Raw genomic sequence first — 18,128 nt, forward strand, 5'->3', positions numbered from 1 at the left:
GTTTAAACTTTGTAATGATTAATAGCTTAAAACTGCCACACCTAAACTCAATTAGCACTTTTATTTTAGCTTTAAGCCATTACAGGTCGCACTCTATAATATTGCATACAGCCAAATTGCACAGCATTTGTAAGCAACAACATAATAAACATAAGTAAGTGCGCAGTACTTGTGGCTGCATTTGAAAGCTCAACAACTAAGCCGCAAATACCAGCAATAAACTGCAAGCTAAAGTAGCGCGCGCTTAAATTACTTACATTACCCGTACGCAATGTTTTATAAGTTTGCGGCATAACACGTACCGAACTCATCACAAGGCCAACATACGTTAAAGCGCTTAATACCGTTGCAGTATCGAGGTTTGAATTCAAAAGCAGTGAAAAGGGCAGTAACGAAAAACCTAACATAGTAACCAGCTGTACGCGCTCTCGTTTAGCTGCGTTGAAACGTGCAAAAAAATACAAAATAAGCCCGCTTAACGCACCGGTTACAATAAATGGTAATGCAATATAATAGCGCTCAAAGTAAATATTGTAGGTTATAAAATAAAGGCTTTGCGCTAACCCAAACGTCATCATCAATAGTGATAAACCTGAGACACTACGATTTTTTCGAATTTTGTTTAGTAGTGGTAAAAAACTAAAAACCAAAATAAAAGAAGACAATATAGGCAAATAATGCGCCAAAGCAACCTCACTCGTTACATAAATGTTAACTAGAAATGGAAATAAAAACATTTATTAAACATATGTTTTAAAAGGCTTTTACTATGAGCGCGGCATTGTAGAGCCGCGTAAATTTAACTCAACTAAATAGCAAAAACTTATTTTAGGTACTGGCAAGCTGAGTATACAAAAACCGTAGAATTAAGTTCACAGTTTGTTTGTTTTATTGAAATTCATTACTGAAACTTACAAATAAAAATGATAGTTGTTATCATGCGCAGGTCATTAGCTACTGCATATAAAACCATCCATGAGAAAAATACTTTTTAAGATCCACAGCTGGATTGCCCTTATTGCAATCATTCCACTCATTGTCATTAGTATTACAGGCAGTGTATTAGTTTTTAAAAGTGAAATAGATGGCTTACTTATGCCTGATAGTCACTTTGTTGTAAAAGCGTTGCCAGAGCGTATAGCAATCGATAAATTAATCGCTAAAGCAGAACATGCTTACCCTGAGTATCTAGTGGGTAGCTGGGAGATTTTTAACAATGATACTGCTGATCGGGTTTACTTAGTTAAACGCGGTACAGAGCAATGGTATAAGTTTCATTTAAACCAGTACACAGGTGATATTTTATCGGAGCCAGTAGACACTAGCCATTACTTTACTGATTGGTTTTTAGAACTACATTACACATTTTTACTAAATGACTTAAAAAGTTTACCTGGGCAAACAGGTACTGTTTTAGGCTTCTTTTTTGCTTTGTTTTTATTAATCTTAGGTATTACAGGCCTCATTATTTATCGCAAGTTTTGGCAACGTCTGTTTAGTGTACGCTGGCGTGCGACACTACAAATAGTCCTTAGCGATATTCATAAAATGACCGGTGTTATTGGTTCCCCTATCATTATTATTTTAGCGATTACAGGTGGCTACTTTAACTGGGCTGTTTGGTATCACGAAGTAATAGAGCACGCAGAAGAAGAACATTTTGTGCTAACCAAAAAGCTACATAGTGCAGATATCTCGTTTCAAGATATTTTAGATAATAGCAAACAACAAATAACTACTTTTAATAGCACTTTTTTGGTTATGCCATTAGAACCGGATGAAAATATTACCGTATTTGGAGAAGTTAAAACTGCCAACCCGTTTGCCAGTGAATACGCCAATACTGTTACCTACAATAAATTGACTGGTGACCACATGGTCAACTGGGATATTCGCGAAGTTGGTATTGGCTGGCAAGTAATTGATAGCTTCAGAAAACTTCACTTTGGTTATTTCGCAGGTCTTACTAGTAAAATACTGTGGTGTGTAATTGGCTTAAGTCCGGTATGGCTAGCCGGAACCGGCTTTTACTTATGGTTTACCCGCCGAAAACGTAAAAAACAGTCACAGGTCAATCGCTATAAAAAACGACATGCCACAAACGCTTAATAAAGAAACACCTTGTTGTTGGTTTAACAATAAGGTGTTTTATCTAAGAAAAGACGAAATAACAATTGGGACGAGCAGGTAATAGTTAATTATTTTTAATTAATCTTCACACATCCAAAAAAAAGTTACCGCCAACCTTTTAGTATTTAAATCGTCTCCAAAATACTTTGAAGCGCTATGAACAATATTACCTTTAAATACAATTAAACGATTAAAGCGGTTATCAATGTCGATGTCTTTATACCATGCACTATAAGGTAAACTAGTTACATTCAAAGCATCAACCAGATTAGCGAACGGAGGATCTACAATATTCCCACCAGCCGCTTCATTTGCATATTTTAAACGATAAAAAGAGGTACCTGCAGAGGGTTTAGGGTTCGGGCTTAAATATAAAACGGCTGCATATCTGCATAAAAAACGATTATCTACATGAGGTCGAGATGCCCCTTCATCTGCACCCACTAATATTGCAGTATTCGTATCCACTACAACTTTATCTGACTTAGCAACCCATAATTTATCTTTTTTTATAACAGACTTAACATATTCTTCTACTTTATTAAGCTGTAAATCACTTAACGCATCGGGCGTACGCATTCCTGGCCAAAGCTCTTTTGTATAAGGTTTGCCGAATTTCCAAACTTCACTGTTTAAACATGAAGAGCGAATACTCATCGCCTCTTCGCTATCAAAAAAGTCATCAACAACCCAATAGTTGTTACCAATTGATGGCTTTTCATACCTTAAGCCTGGTGCGTCGGACGGGACGCTTGGAAGTACCACATCCAGTGGGACTTTCAAGTGTTTAAATGACATTGTTAAAATACTTATTTTATTAAACTAAATCAGAATATAACACTTACTTAATAACCATTCAAAGCGAATAATAGAAGCTCAGCCAAGCACGCATTTCATCTTCAAAACTGTCGCCTTCTACTCGCGACAGTCCCATATTAAATGTTAAATCATTTACGCCCGCAGGCCCCATCCCAAAACTAAAATCACCTTGGTATTTTAAGCCGTAGCTTTGTGCGTATACGGTGTCGTCGAGTTGATGTTGCTTATAATAAAGCCACGGCATGCCTTCTTTAAAGCTAAAGCCGCCACCGTAGCCTTGATAGCGCTTTGCAGTTGCGCTGTAAAAGGGCAGAACAGATGAAAGTACATGTTCACTACTTTGTTGCTGATTAATAAGATTTGAGCTAAAACCACCTAATGCAAGGCTATTGTCATCACGCTGTTTTTGATCAAAGTTTGCATAAAGAGGAATACCAAACGCCCTACCAAAAATTTTGGCGGCTAAATCGTAACCTTGCCAATTACTACTTTTACTACTGCCATCGTACCAACTCGCATAAACACTTTGGCCTATCGCAAAATCTTGACGATCATATTGCCAATTTTGAGCAACGCCTAAACGCGTCCAACTTTTATGGCTTAGCTTATAATCAGTGTAATTGTAGGCAATCTCTGGCGTTAAACTTAGCTGCCCAAATTTAACTGGGTAACTTACTGCAGCAAAACCACCACGGGCATCTATGTCGGTATTTAAACTTGCTTGGTACTGCCGCGATGTATTTAAATTATAGTCAAACAGTGCAAGTTTCAGTTTTACATCAAGCGCATTATATTTTGCCTGCACATAACCACCGTGCAGTGCCCCATCGTGTAAATCAGTGCTATATCCTGCTTGCAAGTCGAGCTGTTTTAATAAATCGCTACTTTTAATGCTTAAATCTAACAAACTGGTAGAAGCCGAATAATACTGCGTCCCTAGTGCAAAAGTAGCGTGCTGGTCGAGCACGTTGTAATTTGTTTGCTGCGTTGTTTGGTGCGTATATATTTTAGCTTTTGGAAGCGTATGTTCGTTTACAATGAGCAGCGATGCTTTTTTATTAGCCGAAAATTCAGTAACTACAGTGCTGTTTATAGCTTTTGGCAATGTTTTTACATTTGGCCCATCTGCGGTTATCGAAAAATAGAGTAACGAGCCATCAGCCATTTCAATCGGGTGGGCAACGGCTTCCTGCCCCTGAGTTAACTTGCTGAGTGTTTTACTCTCTATGTTGTAGTTATAAATATCAGTAGCGCTATTTAAGCCTGCAACAAAGTAAAGTGACTCACCATTAAGACTAAAGCTCGGCTGACTTAAATATTGATAGCCGTTTGGCATAGGTACTAATTGCTGCTTATTACCACCTACATCTTGTATATACAATTGCCAGTTTTCATTTAATGACGTTGATAAATAAGCCAATTTACTTTCATCAGGACTGAGTATTGGGTAATCGTAAGTTGTCTCAAGGCTTTTTGTAAATAATGGTGTGATGGTTTGCGTGTTTAGATCAACCTTTACTAATTCAGAGTAGCCATCTCTTATTTGCTCGCCATATAAGGTTTCACCATTGCTGGTTACGCTAAATCGTCGTATACCAGCAAGTTCGGTAAGTTGTGTAATATTTCCAGTGTCAGTGTTATAGCTAAATATGTCAGACACTTTGTTATAAATACCCGACTCTTCATTGCTGTACGCATTAAAATATAACGTTGTATTATTTACCCATTGCGTGTTTGCAATACCGGCTCGATTAATTTGATTAAGCACTTGTTTTTGTTCGCGCTTAAACACACTTGGCGCTGCATCGGGGATGTCTTGTGCATCGTTTTCGAGTAGCTCTTTTTGCGCTTTAGTAAACTCTTCTTGCGCTTTAATGTTGTCATCCGTGCTATAAATTATAAGCTTGGTATTACTCTCTTTGTCTCGCTCAACAATTGCAATTTTACTACCATCTTTTGAAAGTGCGGGGTTACTTGCATATAAGTTAAGTTCAAGCCAAAGTTCACTATTAAGTAACACCTCCCCTTGCTCTATTTGCATTGCTTTATAGGTATATTCAGCTATAAATCGGCGGTATAGCTTGGCTGCACTTTGCCCAAACACACCGCTAAATGCCTCATCAAAATCCCGCGTTTTTACGCCTTGCATTCGCGTCCAAACACTATCGAGTGTTTGCTCTGAATAGTTTTGCTCTAGCCAATTTAAAAAGCGGCTCCCCATTAAATACGCCATTGAGCCGCCCATAAAGCCCTGCTCGCCATTTAATTGCCCATAGGTTGGCAAAGCACCTTGCTGAGCAAATTCTCGCAGTATTGACTCTGAGTAGTTATCAAATAAACGCCCACGGCCCGTCATTTTAGACTCAATCAATGTGGCATAACCTTCGGCTACCCAGCGCGGTGTATCACTGTAGGTTAAGTCGTATAAATCCCATATGCCACGTACTTTTTGCTGCCAGTCATTGCGTGTTGGCTGTGCTAAGTGTACTAAGTGAATATATTCATGCAGTACAAGTAACTGCTGCCAGCCAGCGCTGTTTGATATAACGGTGTCGGATTGTGGTGGGGTTATAAAAAGCGCCATTACAGGATTATTTGAGGTAGGTAGCGCAAAGCCATTTGCCGCATTTAGGGGATCAAACACAACTACATCAACTGTTTTATCAAGTGCTCGGTTTTGCTGCTCAAGCACTTTGATGCGTACTATTTCAAGCTCTGCTGCAGTTGATTTAGCAAAATCAGCATGCTCAACACTGTAGTGAACATTAAAATGTTCGGTATGAATAGTTTGCCAATCGGCTGCAAAGCTCGGTGCTGCTAGTAATAAAGCCGATGCGATAAGTGTTTTTTTCATGAGCGTCCCTAAAAGAATTCCTTAATACCATCTAGAGTATTATTAAATGTCTTTCATGGGCAGTAAGAAAGTGTAATAAAACATGTGAAAATGAGTATTTACACATGTTTTATTAGGGTGATTTACATCCAGCTGCGAGTATCTGACTCAATCTGTTTGATTGTAAAATCAATAATAAAGTCAGCATCTTGCTGCTTTATATAGGGCATAAATGCAAAGCCCGAAGCAAGTTGTATATACAGGCTTTTTAAGCCTGATTTTCTCATTAAGTACGTACTTATACTGCGTGCACTTTGCGCTTTATAAAGCTCAAAAACACGGTAATGAACGCCAATCATACCTTTGCGTACAACCATGTAATATCGGCCATTATCCTCATGCATGTAATAACCATAACGCTGATACGACAAAGTTACCAAGCCAGAAAGCACCACCAAAACACCAAGGCTTATCAAAGTATTAATATCAGCAATAAAACAAAAGCCAAACACGAGTGCACTGGGTAAAAGTGAGTAAAAGCCTAAATTTTTATACAAAAGCGCTCGTTCTGCGCGCTTAAAAGCGAGTTTTTTACTATTAAACCACGGGTAAATCCACTGGCATACACTATCAACTTGTTCGCTATTTAATACTGGTAATACTAAGGTTTGTTTATTTTTTTTAGCTGCAACACCGGCTGCTATTCCGCCGCTACTTGCTTGCAAGCACTCAACGGTAAATCGCTTTAGTAATCGCCCCATTAGGTTTTGTTTAATAACAATAGATTGCACCTTGTCCATGCTCATAGAAAGCTGATGGCGCTCTAACAAGCCAGCAATACGTTTAAACTTTTGACCTTTAAAATAAAGCTCAAAGTTATAAAAACGAATAAGCGACATAGTCACCGATAGCATCACAGCGACCAAAACTAGCAAAACAATTAAGGTGATCATCGCAAAAGTAGCAGCACTTGCCAGCATACCAAGCTCTTGTTGATAAAAGCCTTCTACTTTCGCAATAATTTGCTTCTCTAAAAAATCAACAATCAGGTTTATAAAAGGGGCAACAGCAGCGATTGCTAAAATAGCCATATTCGACATTAAACCAAATTTGGCTATTTCTTTATTGCTAATGCTTAGGCTGTTTTCGATAGTGTCTGTTTCGCTTTGTTCAGTATTTTGTATTTCTTGCTGTTGCTGCGCTTTAAAATCAAATATTTGTTTACGCATTTGCTGTGCGTAATCTTGAGTGACGCCAGGTAAAACAACTTCTTGTGACACACTGCCTGCGGCATCAAAAATACAATTAACTAAGTTTACGGGGGTAAAATAAAACGGCTCGGCAATATTAACGTTTTGCACGCGGCCAAATTTAAGCGTAAGTCGCTCTTTTTTAAATACACCTTTGTTAAGCAATATTTCGTTGTCGCTACTAATACTAAACTTAAAATTTAAATAATATAAAAATGAGTAAACAAGTAGCAAAATTAGTGCAATACCGCCTGCAACCTGTGCCCAAAATAATTTATTTTCTACTTGAGTAACAAACACCACAAGCATGGGCAGTAAGTTTAAAAGGCCATCTTTTACAAACCGCACACTAAAGTGCACAACAAAGTATAAAAGTGCCCAGGGCGATACTTTTTGCCAGTAAATAGGGCTCGCTTTATCTTCGATAGTTGTATTACTCATCGACTAAAGTTGCCTGAGTAGTTGCGTCGTCTTGACGGTAATTTTGTACAAATTGGCGCATATTTTTACAATCATCATGGGTTAGCCCACTAATTTGTAAATCGGCACTTACACCGCCAGCGCTAAATAATTTAATGCTCGCAAGACTAAGTTTTCGCTCTATTGGCCCTTGGTGTATTTCCATATGCTGTACACGTGCTAAAGGTAATACCGTCACTTGTTGCCAAATAACGCCTTTTTTAAAAGCAATGTCATGATCTCGCACTGCAAAACCTCGCAGCCTCACACTTATTATGTTGTACGCCATAGATACGGCTACCAAAATTGGCATACCAATTAGCAAATACGTTTGTGCATTATTAGCAAAGGCTTCATTAAAATAACAAACAGCAATAAGCGCTCCAATTAGCGGAATATAAAACAGAAGCGAGCTAAGCTGTGTATGTAATAAGGCTTTATCAGCCAATGGCTTAAAGCTAATATCACTATGCTTTGGTAAATCCATTATTTGTTGATTGTTAAACACTATTTGTCCCTATTTCTGCTTTTAATTATGACTGGCTTACCAACTAATGGTGGTTATTAAGGTGTGGCTTTGTTTTGGCTCAAGCGTTACTTTATCGCCTAAAACATTAGCGGCCTCTAGGCAGAGCATTGTTTTATATTCATCATCAGCAAAATTAGATAAGCGTTTTGATTTTTCTATCCATGGGTTCCACAGTACACACGAACTTGAATTTTCGCGGCTCACATTAATAACACCTTCTGGCGTATTAATGGTTTGCTCTGTATTTGCTTGTGTATAAACCATGTCGGTTTCGCGCTCAAAGCTTACAATGCCATGTTGTACAAATGGCCCCTCACTAAACTCAACATATTGCGCGCCTTGCAACCCATCGACATGAGTATTTGTAATGTCTGAGGTAGGAAAATAGGTATGCAGCGCTTGAGTAAAGCTAAATGGTACACTCCCTAAGTTAGTGGTCGTCAAGCGAACCTGTAATTTATCGCTTAATACAAACTCAACTTTTAATGCTGACTGATGCGGCCAATACGTCGTATTAACAAGCTTCATGGGTAGCTTTAAACTAACTGTAATTTGCTCATCAGATTCGTGTACTTCATCGGCTTGCCATACGCTTGTGCGCGCAAAACCATGGGCTGGCCATCCATCATTAGCATGTGTACCAAACCATGGCCAACAAATTGGAATACCACCTCGAATACTTACACCTTCTTGATAGGTTTCGCTCTGTGACACCCAAATAAGCGGCTTGTTATTTTTAGGAATAAACTCGGTAATTTGCCCACCTTGCAAAAATATTTTTGCATCGCACTTTGCACTAGCTATTTTAATAAACTCAAGACCGGTTTCGCTTTGCTCAATGCTAACTGATGGCGATAATTTCATACCTTCCCCTATAATACTGATACTAAAGATTTTTAATATTTGTGCAAAAACAATAATGCATACTTAAAGTATACGCTATTGATATTAAATATTGATTGCTGAATTTGTTCATTGCCGATTAATACATCTACAGTAAACTCACAAACAATTACTTTGTACTAACAGCTGTAAATGAATAATACTAAAGTCTATGTAATAAGACTTGCCAATTATTCACAACCTACGTACTGTGCGCAACTTAATGTATACAAGATGCTAAGAATATTTAATAAATTTTGAACAATATAATTTTACATTAGTTTCTGCTCTAAGCATTAAAAACCAATAAAAGCGGGTTGAAATACAATATATAATTTGAATTCAATTTATTTGATGTGTAACATTTCGCGATTACGGCAAGCTATTGCTTTTTCGACGAGATAAAAAATGCAGAAATATGACGAGTTATTAGTTTCTTTACGTAAAGTGATCCGTGCGATTGATTTGCACTCTAAGCAACTAAATAAAACAGCGGGTTTAACAGGGCCACAACTGCTTATTATGCAGGAAGTTTCCCAAACAAACGGCATAACTGCCAGTCGTATTGCTCAAAATGTCAATTTAAGCCCAGCAACCGTCACAAATATTCTCGATAGAATCGAAAGTAGAGATTTAGTAACACGCGTACGCAGTCAAATGGATAAACGACGAGTGAGCTTATACCTCACAGAAAAAGGAAAAGAGTTACTTGAAAAAGCACCTCAGCCATTGCAAGAACACTTTATTGAAAAGTTCTCTGCACTTGCTGAATGGGAACAGAGTCTTTTACTCTCGTCAATGCAGCGCGTAGCCGCAATGATGGATGCTGACAAATTAGATGCATCTCCCCTACTAGAAGTTGGTGCGCTGACTCAAGCTCCTAAAGAATAAATAATAAAAACACATAAGTTTTGTACTTACTCTAAACGTAAGGCGTTTTTTGACGCCTTGAATTTTTTATTTTTTAATCAACATCTGAGCAGCTACTATGACTAAACTCTCTAAATTAACGTTAGCATTAATTTTAAGTGGTGTTACTGGCACTTCTTACGCCACGGACCTCGACACCCTTCAAAACCAATTAAAACAACTAAAACAGCAAATGCAACTGCTCGAAAATCAATTAATCGAAGAGAAATCCAAACAACAGAAAATCAACAAAAAGCATGAAGAGCAAGTTGCTAAAATCAGTAAAAAGGCCCAGCAAACAGCAACTATTGTAGAGCCAGTAAAAAAAGACGACGGTATTAAATTCGGTGGTGCAATTCGCGCTAACTATAGCGTGGCCTCATACGATGAAGATAATAAAGATCGTGACGGTGATTTCGATTTTGATATTTTTCGTTTAAATGTATCAGGAAAAATTAACGATATCTCAGTAAATGGTGAAATTCGCTTTTTTGATTATATGACCGTAATTAAATATGCCTATCTAGGTTATGAGTTTACAAATGATTGGGAAGCGCAAGCAGGCATTACACAAGTGCCATTTGGTAACGGTCCTTATAATTCTCATAACTACTTTTTTAGCAGCAACTATTATATTGGCCTAGAAGATGATTTTGATTTAGGTGTTGTCGTTAAACGCAAATTGAAAGATAACTGGAAATTAGACTTAGGCTTTTTCAAAAATGACGAGCTTGGCGGTGTTGACGGATCAGCATCAGATAAAAGCCATCGTTATTCTTATGATATTGTTGGTAGCCGCAGTGCAAGCGAAGGAACATATGCAGAACCAGCTAATGAGCTTGGTGAGTACAATACCTTTGCTGGGCGTGCAACATATCAAATTAAGCACAATAAAAACATAACAACAGATATTGGTATTTCACTACTCAGTGGCGGCTTACATGACGGTGTAGATCGAGCAGGTAGTTATGGTGCATGGGCTGTACACCTTGATAGTCAGATTAATAACTGGAATATTCAGCTTCAACATGGCGAGTATGACTACGACTTAGACGATCAAAGTGACCGTATTTCGGTTGCAGCCTATGCCTATTACGATACGATTTCAAGCGAGGCAACTATGTCTAGCCTTAACGTTGCCTACAATTATTCGGTAGAATGGGGGCCTGTAAATGCCCTACAATTTTATAACGACTACAGCACCATATACGACAAATCAGACGATAGCGCCAATACGTGGATGAATATAACAGGTGTGAGTGTATCGGCCGGTGCCTTTTTTACCTACTTTGATTATGTTCAAGCGCGTAACCAGCCATTTATTGGCGGAACAATGATAGGAGATGGCGATACAGAGCGTCGCTTCAATATAAATTTAGGTTACTATTTCTAAAAAAGTCGCACATAATCTATTCAACAATAAAAAAGGGCAAAGTACATTTGTCCTTTTTTATTGCGTGCTGTTGTTATTTCATACCAATCTGCTTATATATTTGGTCTATTAAATGATAAAAAACCGCACTAAAACCAAGCAAAAATTTTTAACGAAATGAGTCCACTATTTAATACTATATAATCATCATGTTTTTAATAAAATTGGCATAAGTACTTCGAATTACGCCTCAATTAGCCTACAATTTAATGTATCCGTAATTAAACAAAATGAGCATAAGTGAATATAAGAGCAGCCTTTGTTTGTTATAAAAATTTATGGCTAAAAATGCTAGGGCTGATACTGGTTGCACTTGGTATTATTGGCATTGTACTGCCTGTTATGCCCACCACTATATTTTTCATTTTAGCGCTCACTTGTTTTACTCGCTCATCGCCCGCGCTAGAACACTGGTTACTTAACCATCCTCGTTATGGGGCTACATTACAACAGTGGCAAGCTCACAAAGTGGTTCCCGTTAAAGCAAAATGTTATGCCGCCATTGGCATGTTAATTGGGTTTATATTTTTACTGTACTCTACTGCCCCGATTTGGGTTATTTACCTCGTTGCAGCGATAGAAATATCGGTAATGATTTACCTTATCTTAAGGCCCTCTACTCCACCTAAGTACTAAACGTATACCTACAAATACCCTCCACTTGTAAAATCTTAATGTAAAGTTAAGTAAGTAAATTTGTAATGACTAATGCAAATCATTATCATGTTGTAAATTTTACAATATTAAACTATTTATGGCGTTTATTAATAAGCGAACTTTGTATAGTACAAGTCGCGCTCTACATATTTATATTTCTACAGCTTTATTTTTTCTGCTTATTTTGTTTTGCGTTAGCGGCATTGTGCTCAACCATATTGATTGGCTTAAAAACGATAAAGATAACGGTCAAGTAACTGCAACAATTCCAGCAGAGCTAGTTACCAAAGCCAATGAACAGCTAAATACGCTACCAACGCTTTACCCTGAAATAGAAGCTTACCTAGCCGAGCAATATTCACTTACAAAAGTAAAAAGCATTGAGTGGGAAAAAGAAGACGCGCTTGTCATGCTCGACTACCCACTGCCTGCTGGGTTTGCCTACGCAGAGCTTGATTTTACAACTGGCGAGCTAAATCTTGATTACCAAACAGGTGGCTTTTTAAGCCTTATTGGCGACTTACATAAAGGCCGCCACAGCGGTGAAGTATGGAGTTGGGTAATTGATATATCTGCCGTACTAATGATTTTATTTGCCATCACCGGCATGATTATTTTGTTTCAAAATAGAAAAAAACGCTTAGCAGGAATATGGATAACTTTACTGGGAGTGGCAACTCCACTGGTTATATATTTATGTTGGGTTCCACAAATAAAAGGAGTGTCTTAATGGTTAAATTTAAATTATTTATAAGCACCGCATTACTGCTCGTAGCTGCGTTTTTTCAAACAACGGCGCATGCGCAAACACCACAGCTAGAGGTTGAATTAACGCTTCCCGACTTAGAAGTACAACCGTATCACCGCCCATACGTTGCAGTTTGGCTTGAAACACCAGAGCGCAAACACGTTACAACGCTTGCACTTTGGGTGCAAAAAGCAGAATGGTTTAAAGACTTACGCCAATGGTGGCGTAAAGCTGGTAAAAGCGATGCCAACTTTGACGGCATTAGCGGCGCAACAAAACGCGCAGGTACTTACACCATAAATTGGCAAGGTAATGATTTAGACGGTAACCCAGTAAAACCAGGTAAATACTTACTAAATATTGAAGTTGTACGCGAAGAAGGCGGCAGAGACTACACCCGCGTTGAGCTCGATTTAACTAAATCAGGCAAACTAACAATTGATGGTAAAAACGAGTTTTCTAAAAGCTTCGTCACTGTAAGCACTAAGTAGCTGCTACTTAATCATTTGAATTTAAGGAAATACAATGAAAATTAATTTATTAAAAACCGCATTAATCGGCGCATTGAGCTTATCTGCTTTAGTGTCAACTTCAGCAAGTGCACACGGACGTTGGTTACTACCTTCGCATACATCTTTATCAGGCGATAAAGCGCATTACGTAATGATTGACGCTAGTATCTCTAACGAAATGTTTGCACCAGACAAAGCCTTTAAACCTAAAGAAAAAGGCGCCGAGTACGACGACACATTATTAATGGCACTTGCACCTAATGGTGAGCCAGTAAGCGACACCATTCGTGCTTATTACTTAAAGCGTAAAAGCTCAGCTGCGGTAAGCTTAACAGAGCAAGGCACTTACCACATTGCAATGACCCAAAAGCCAATGTACATGACCTTCTACAAAAATGAAGAAGGTAAGCGCAAGCGCGTATTTGGTAAAAAAACAGAAGCTGAGTTACCTAGCAATGCAAAAGATGTAACGACAACGAAGGTTGTTTCAACAGTAGATACATTTGTAAGCCGAAATGGCACCTCAAAACCTGCACAGTTAGGTTTAGGCTTAGAGCTTAGCGGTCCAACGCATCCAAACGATTTATTTGTAGGTGAACAAGCACGTTTTCAGTTACTACAAGATGGTAAATCTGCTGGTGAAGGCGTTGAAGTAAGTATTTTAAAAGGCGACACACGCTACCGTAACGAGCGTGGCGAAGTAAAAGTAACGACCGATAAAGACGGTATGTTTACAATTACGTGGAAAGAGCCAGGCCTATACCTAATCGAAACCTCTAACAAGGTTACCGTAAATGAAGAAGGCGTAGATGCAGGACGTTATGCATTATTTACAACGCTTGAAGTTGCCCCTGAATAATTTAAATTACTAAATTTAAAAAATTGAAAGGCCAAGCATTTGCTTGGCCTTTTTACGTCTTACTAACTTTTATCTAAAATCCCCTTGAATTCGCAACCATTCGACACAAGATTGCAACTACAACGATCCAAACGCCTATATCGCGCGTAGACAGTGACCTTACTTGTTAACAACTTAGAATATCTTAGATAGTTTTTATCTTTGCACTAGGATAGTCGCTTCTATATGATGCGCTCCTTTTCGACTAGCAGCTCTTGGGGAACAATTAATGACTTTTAAGCGTTTATCTGCAAATAAACTAGCACTTAGCTTGGCCGTTACCACTGCACTTAGCACACCTTACTCTATGGCCGTTGCCGCAGAGCAAGATAATCAAGCAGAAAAGAATATCGAAGTGATTTCGGTTACCGGTACTCGCAGAAGCTTACGCAGTATTGCCGAAAGCTCAGTACCTGTAGATATTATTACCAGCGGTGATATGCAAAGTACGGGTCAGCTAGAAATAAGCCAAATACTAGCAAACCAAGTACCTAGCTTTAACTACCCAAGTGCCACTATGGGTGATGGTACTGACCATGCAAAACCAGCTGTTTTACGTGGATTAGCACCCGATCACACATTAGTACTTATAAACGGTAAGCGCCGCCATGCCGGTGCGCTATTAAACTTAGCAGGTGTTGTTGGTCGAGGCTCTACCGCTGTTGATTTGAACATGATTCCAACATCAGCCATTAAGCGTGTTGAAGTACTACGTGATGGCGCAGCCGCACAGTACGGTTCTGATGCAATTGCAGGGGTAATTAACATTGTACTTAAAGATGCCTCAGAAGGCGGCAGCGTTAGCGTAACGTACGGTAAATACGACACTCAAATGGCTGGCGTACCTCAGCTAGAAAGCACCTATGCAGATGCTAACGGCGACTTAGCGTTTAATACCGGTGGCGACAGAGAAGTAAACGACGGTGCAACACGCACTGTTAGCGCAAACTCTGGTTTTGCGTTATCTGATAACGGCTTTGTAAACGTATCAATTGAATACCGTGATAACGACTCAACTCAACGCTCAGGCTTTGACCCTCGCGAACAATACAGCCGCCTTGATGATGGCAGCCTAGACCCACGCGAATTTACTATCGATCGTTACAACCACCGCTTTGGTAAAGCCGACCTTGAAGATTACGCGTTGTTTTACAACATGGGTTACGATTTAGATAACGGCTTAAACCTTTATTCATTTGGTAGCTACTCAAAGCGTGAAGGTAATTCAGGTGGTTTTTACCGCCGTGCAAAAGACAGCCGTAACGTTTTAGAAGTGTACCCAGATGGCTTTTTGCCGCAAATTGAAACAGACGTACAAGACTACTCATTTGCGCTGGGCTTAAAAGGCGAAACTAACGACTGGACATGGGATGTAAGTACCAACTACGGCCGTAACGACTTTGGTTTCGGTGTTATAAATAGTATTAACACATCACTAGGTGCCGACAGCCCAAACGAATTTGACAACGGTGCATTGGTTTACGATCAGTTTTTAGTAAACGCAACGGCCAATACCACACTTGATTTAGGCTTACCTGATGACGTATTTTTTACCGTAGGTACTGAATACCGCCACGAAAGCTACAAAATTGAAGAAGGCGAAGAAGCGTCTTACATCACCGCACTTGATAGCGATGGTAACCCAATTGCAGCCGGTGGCGCGCAAGTACTTGCTGGTTTTGGACCAGAAAGTGCGACTGACGAAAGCCGTCATAACATCGCTTTATTTGTTGAGTTTGATACCTACTTAACAGAAAAGTGGAATATCGTTTTAGCGGGTCGTTATGAAGATTACAGCGACTTTGGCGACACATTTACCTCTAAACTTGCCTCGCGTTACAGCATTACTGAAAACCTATCGCTGCGCGGTGCAATTAGCACCGGTTTCCGTGCGCCATCTTTAGCGCAAAGCTCGTACCGCCAAATATCAACCGTACTTGAAAACAACCAACCATTTGAAGTTGGTCTATTCCCAACCGATTCAGCCGCAGCGCAAGCACTCGGTGCTCAGCCGTTAGATGCTGAAGAGTCAGTAAACGTTACTGCGGGCTTTATGTACACGCAAGGCAGCTTTAGCTTAACCGTAGATGCGTACCGCATTGATATTGATGACCGTATTGTATTGTCTGAAAACTTAGAGGGCGATGCCGTAGTAGAAATACTACAAAATGCCGGTGAGCTAAATACCGAAAGCGTACGCTACTTTACCAACGCTATCGACTCACGCACGCAAGGTGTAGATATAGTTGCCACTTATAATCTAGATTTAGACAACTTAGGTGATTTACGTTTAAACGTAGCAGCTAACTTTAACGATACCGAAGTAACACACGTAAACGACAACCCAAGCGAACTAAACTCACTAGGTGACGACTACGTAGTGTTTGCACGTCGTGAAGTAGGCCGCTTTGAAGAGGGCACGCCAGATAGCAAATGGAACTTATCAGCAGTGTGGAACTTTAACGAATGGCAAACAACGCTTCGTGCCACACGTTATGGTGAAGTCGCTGATATATCAACTACAGCTGATCGCGATGAATACCTAGACCCTAAATGGATCACCGACTTAGAAGTGGCATACCGTCCAGACGAATATTGGAAATTTGCCGTTGGTGCAAACAACTTGTTCGATCAATACCCACAAGCAACCGTGGATAACATTGGTTACTCTGACTTTGGCCAAATATTCCCGTACACACCGTATGCACCTTACGGATTAGACGGACGCTTTTTATACGGTAATATTACTTACAGCTTTTAATTAGTTTACTAATAAAAGCAGAGCAATTATAAAAGGATGCATCACGCATCCTTTTATATTAATAATTAGTTATTTTAACCACTTATTAGTATTTCAACTTTCATAAAAAACCACCACCCTATACAAAACAACAGCTTACATTTCGGCCTCATTTTTGCTCTATATTGTTTATATAAATACAAACAATAAATACCAAAGGACTAAACATGAGCTCATCAACTGTATCTAACATTACAAAACCACTTTCACTTATTGGCGGCATTTTATTATTAAGTGGCTGTGTATTTCATATATCGCCAAGCGTTGCCTCAGTAAAACAAACAAAACAGCTATCACTGCCAAGCAATAATTTAGAATATTTAAATGTGTTAAGCGGCGCAGGTAGCCTTGAAATAAAAGGCTCAAAAACGGCCACCAGCATCAGTGTTGATGCCACTATTTACACAGCCGACATTGAAGACGAATACGAGCTAACGCTCGAGCAAGACGGTAAACAGGCAAAGCTTGTTGCCCAAAATAAAAGTCGTAATGGTATTAGCTTTTACAGTGGCCAATCTCCAAGTATTAATTTAGTGGTTACTGTGCCAAGTAATCTAAATTTAGATATTGATGATGGCTCTGGCGACATTTTAATAAGTGCTATGCAAAGCAATATTGATGTAAAAGACGGCTCAGGAGATTTAACGATAAGCGGTGCTAAAAACCTAACTGTTGACGATGGATCAGGTGAAGTAAACCTTGAAAACATCGCAGGTAATTTAGAATTAACCGATGGATCTGGCAGTATTCACATTAACAACGTAAGCGGCAATGCAACTATTGACGATGGTTCTGGCGAAATGCACGTGAGCAACATAACCGGTTCGCTAAACGTTGAAGATGGATCGGGTGATATAGTAATAAGCCATATTAGCGGTGCAGTTAATGTTGATGATAACTCTGGCGACCTGCTTATTGAGCATATTGGTTCAAGCGTAACAATTGAAGATGGTTCGGGTGATATTCGCGTTAATCATGCAAAGGGGCTGACTATCACTGAGTCGGGCTCGGGCGATGTAAGTATCGATAATATTAGCGGTTCAGTAAAAGTAGCTGACTAACTTTATTTAAGCGTTATTCAACTGCCATTTAATATACTTTATGCCCTATCAATCTGGGCATAAAGCACTCCTCTCAAAGTATAAGTTATTTAAAAGCAGCACTGCTTCACGTTAACTATTTCCTAAAATAATATAAAAAGTACCTATTTTGATTTATTTTTTTGCTTTATAGCTAATTTCGGTACATATTAGTATTCGACTTTATTAAA

The 18,128-nt window shown here is 39.1% G+C and carries 15 protein-coding genes; 9 read left to right on the forward strand and 6 right to left on the reverse strand.

The annotated features are described in order from the left end of the window. Positions 1–71: 71 nt before the first annotated feature. Entirely contained in the window at positions 72–686 is a 615-nt protein-coding gene (locus tag AOR04_RS17085; protein WP_033015705.1) for a PQ-loop repeat-containing protein, read from the reverse strand. Positions 687–975: 289 nt separating this feature from the next. On the opposite strand from AOR04_RS17085, the gene AOR04_RS17090 reads away from it, so the two are divergent. Further along, positions 976–2,109, forward strand: coding sequence for a PepSY-associated TM helix domain-containing protein (locus AOR04_RS17090; RefSeq protein WP_096793985.1), 1,134 nt, complete (start codon positions 976–978; stop codon positions 2,107–2,109). 99 nt (positions 2,110–2,208) lie between these two features. On the opposite strand, the gene AOR04_RS17095 is transcribed toward AOR04_RS17090, so the two are convergent. From AOR04_RS17095 to AOR04_RS17115, 5 genes are all read right to left on the reverse strand, one after another. Next, positions 2,209–2,928: a DUF6445 family protein gene (locus AOR04_RS17095; protein WP_096793986.1), complete on the reverse strand. Its 720-nt coding sequence runs from the start codon at positions 2,926–2,928 to the stop codon at positions 2,209–2,211. 58 nt (positions 2,929–2,986) lie between these two features. Then, complete coding sequence (locus tag AOR04_RS17100) at positions 2,987–5,803, reverse strand: TolB family protein (RefSeq protein ID WP_096793987.1); 2,817 nt, start codon at positions 5,801–5,803, stop codon at positions 2,987–2,989. A 122-nt stretch (positions 5,804–5,925) separates the two neighbouring features. Then, positions 5,926–7,473: a PH domain-containing protein gene (locus AOR04_RS17105; RefSeq protein ID WP_096793988.1), complete on the reverse strand. Its 1,548-nt coding sequence runs from the start codon at positions 7,471–7,473 to the stop codon at positions 5,926–5,928. Further along, positions 7,466–7,999, reverse strand: a complete 534-nt coding sequence (locus tag AOR04_RS17110; RefSeq protein WP_096793989.1) for a PH domain-containing protein — start codon at positions 7,997–7,999, stop codon at positions 7,466–7,468. Before AOR04_RS17110 ends, AOR04_RS17105 begins: the two co-directional genes overlap by 8 nt. A 36-nt stretch (positions 8,000–8,035) precedes the next feature. After that, positions 8,036–8,884 (reverse strand): D-hexose-6-phosphate mutarotase, encoded by an 849-nt coding sequence (locus tag AOR04_RS17115; protein ID WP_096793990.1) that lies wholly within the window; start codon positions 8,882–8,884, stop codon positions 8,036–8,038. A 426-nt stretch (positions 8,885–9,310) separates the two neighbouring features. On the opposite strand from AOR04_RS17115, the gene AOR04_RS17120 reads away from it, so the two are divergent. The 8 genes from AOR04_RS17120 (at position 9,311) to AOR04_RS17155 (ending at position 17,919) form a co-directional block, all read left to right on the forward strand. Continuing rightward, a complete protein-coding gene (locus AOR04_RS17120; RefSeq protein WP_007377393.1) occupies positions 9,311–9,793 on the forward strand; it encodes a MarR family winged helix-turn-helix transcriptional regulator in 483 nt (160 codons plus the stop codon). 97 nt (positions 9,794–9,890) lie between these two features. After that, the gene (locus AOR04_RS17125; protein ID WP_096793991.1) at positions 9,891–11,204 is read left to right on the forward strand and encodes a porin; all 1,314 of its coding nucleotides are present in this window, start codon (positions 9,891–9,893) and stop codon (positions 11,202–11,204) included. 279 nt (positions 11,205–11,483) lie between these two features. Further along, positions 11,484–11,879: a YbaN family protein gene (locus AOR04_RS17130; RefSeq protein ID WP_033023731.1), complete on the forward strand. Its 396-nt coding sequence runs from the start codon at positions 11,484–11,486 to the stop codon at positions 11,877–11,879. Positions 11,880–11,997: 118 nt separating this feature from the next. Continuing rightward, positions 11,998–12,630 carry a PepSY-associated TM helix domain-containing protein gene (locus AOR04_RS17135; protein ID WP_007377390.1) on the forward strand — a complete coding sequence of 211 codons (633 nt, stop codon included), beginning with the start codon at positions 11,998–12,000 and terminating at the stop codon, positions 12,628–12,630. Further along, entirely contained in the window at positions 12,630–13,139 is a 510-nt protein-coding gene (locus AOR04_RS17140; protein WP_007377389.1) for a DUF2271 domain-containing protein, read from the forward strand. Before AOR04_RS17135 ends, AOR04_RS17140 begins: the two co-directional genes overlap by 1 nt. 34 nt (positions 13,140–13,173) lie before the next feature. Next, positions 13,174–14,019, forward strand: coding sequence for a DUF4198 domain-containing protein (locus AOR04_RS17145; RefSeq protein ID WP_002960196.1), 846 nt, complete (start codon positions 13,174–13,176; stop codon positions 14,017–14,019). Between the two features lie 268 nt (positions 14,020–14,287). Then, positions 14,288–16,819, forward strand: coding sequence for a TonB-dependent receptor plug domain-containing protein (locus AOR04_RS17150; RefSeq protein WP_096793992.1), 2,532 nt, complete (start codon positions 14,288–14,290; stop codon positions 16,817–16,819). A 206-nt stretch (positions 16,820–17,025) separates the two neighbouring features. Continuing rightward, positions 17,026–17,919, forward strand: a complete 894-nt coding sequence (locus AOR04_RS17155; RefSeq protein ID WP_007377385.1) for a hypothetical protein — start codon at positions 17,026–17,028, stop codon at positions 17,917–17,919. Positions 17,920–18,128 lie beyond the last annotated feature (209 nt).

It is taken from the genome of Pseudoalteromonas sp. 1_2015MBL_MicDiv (genome assembly GCF_002407505.1).
Classification (GTDB): Bacteria; Pseudomonadota; Gammaproteobacteria; order Enterobacterales; family Alteromonadaceae; genus Pseudoalteromonas; species Pseudoalteromonas fuliginea.

Excerpts from the sequence above, each read along its gene's own strand:
- AOR04_RS17095 (WP_096793986.1), bottom strand. The coding sequence starts at position 2,928 with ATGTCATTTAAACACTTGAAAGTCCCACTGGATGTGGTACTTCCAAGC.
- AOR04_RS17105 (WP_096793988.1), bottom strand. The coding sequence starts at position 7,473 with ATGAGTAATACAACTATCGAAGATAAAGCGAGCCCTATTTACTGGCAA.
- AOR04_RS17150 (WP_096793992.1), top strand. The coding sequence starts at position 14,288 with ATGACTTTTAAGCGTTTATCTGCAAATAAACTAGCACTTAGCTTGGCC.
- AOR04_RS17120 (WP_007377393.1), top strand. The coding sequence starts at position 9,311 with ATGCAGAAATATGACGAGTTATTAGTTTCTTTACGTAAAGTGATCCGT.
- AOR04_RS17155 (WP_007377385.1), top strand. The coding sequence starts at position 17,026 with ATGAGCTCATCAACTGTATCTAACATTACAAAACCACTTTCACTTATT.
- AOR04_RS17145 (WP_002960196.1), top strand. The coding sequence starts at position 13,174 with ATGAAAATTAATTTATTAAAAACCGCATTAATCGGCGCATTGAGCTTA.
- AOR04_RS17100 (WP_096793987.1), bottom strand. The coding sequence starts at position 5,803 with ATGAAAAAAACACTTATCGCATCGGCTTTATTACTAGCAGCACCGAGC.
- AOR04_RS17090 (WP_096793985.1), top strand. The coding sequence starts at position 976 with ATGAGAAAAATACTTTTTAAGATCCACAGCTGGATTGCCCTTATTGCA.
- AOR04_RS17135 (WP_007377390.1), top strand. The coding sequence starts at position 11,998 with ATGGCGTTTATTAATAAGCGAACTTTGTATAGTACAAGTCGCGCTCTA.
- AOR04_RS17125 (WP_096793991.1), top strand. The coding sequence starts at position 9,891 with ATGACTAAACTCTCTAAATTAACGTTAGCATTAATTTTAAGTGGTGTT.
- AOR04_RS17115 (WP_096793990.1), bottom strand. The coding sequence starts at position 8,884 with ATGAAATTATCGCCATCAGTTAGCATTGAGCAAAGCGAAACCGGTCTT.
- AOR04_RS17140 (WP_007377389.1), top strand. The coding sequence starts at position 12,630 with ATGGTTAAATTTAAATTATTTATAAGCACCGCATTACTGCTCGTAGCT.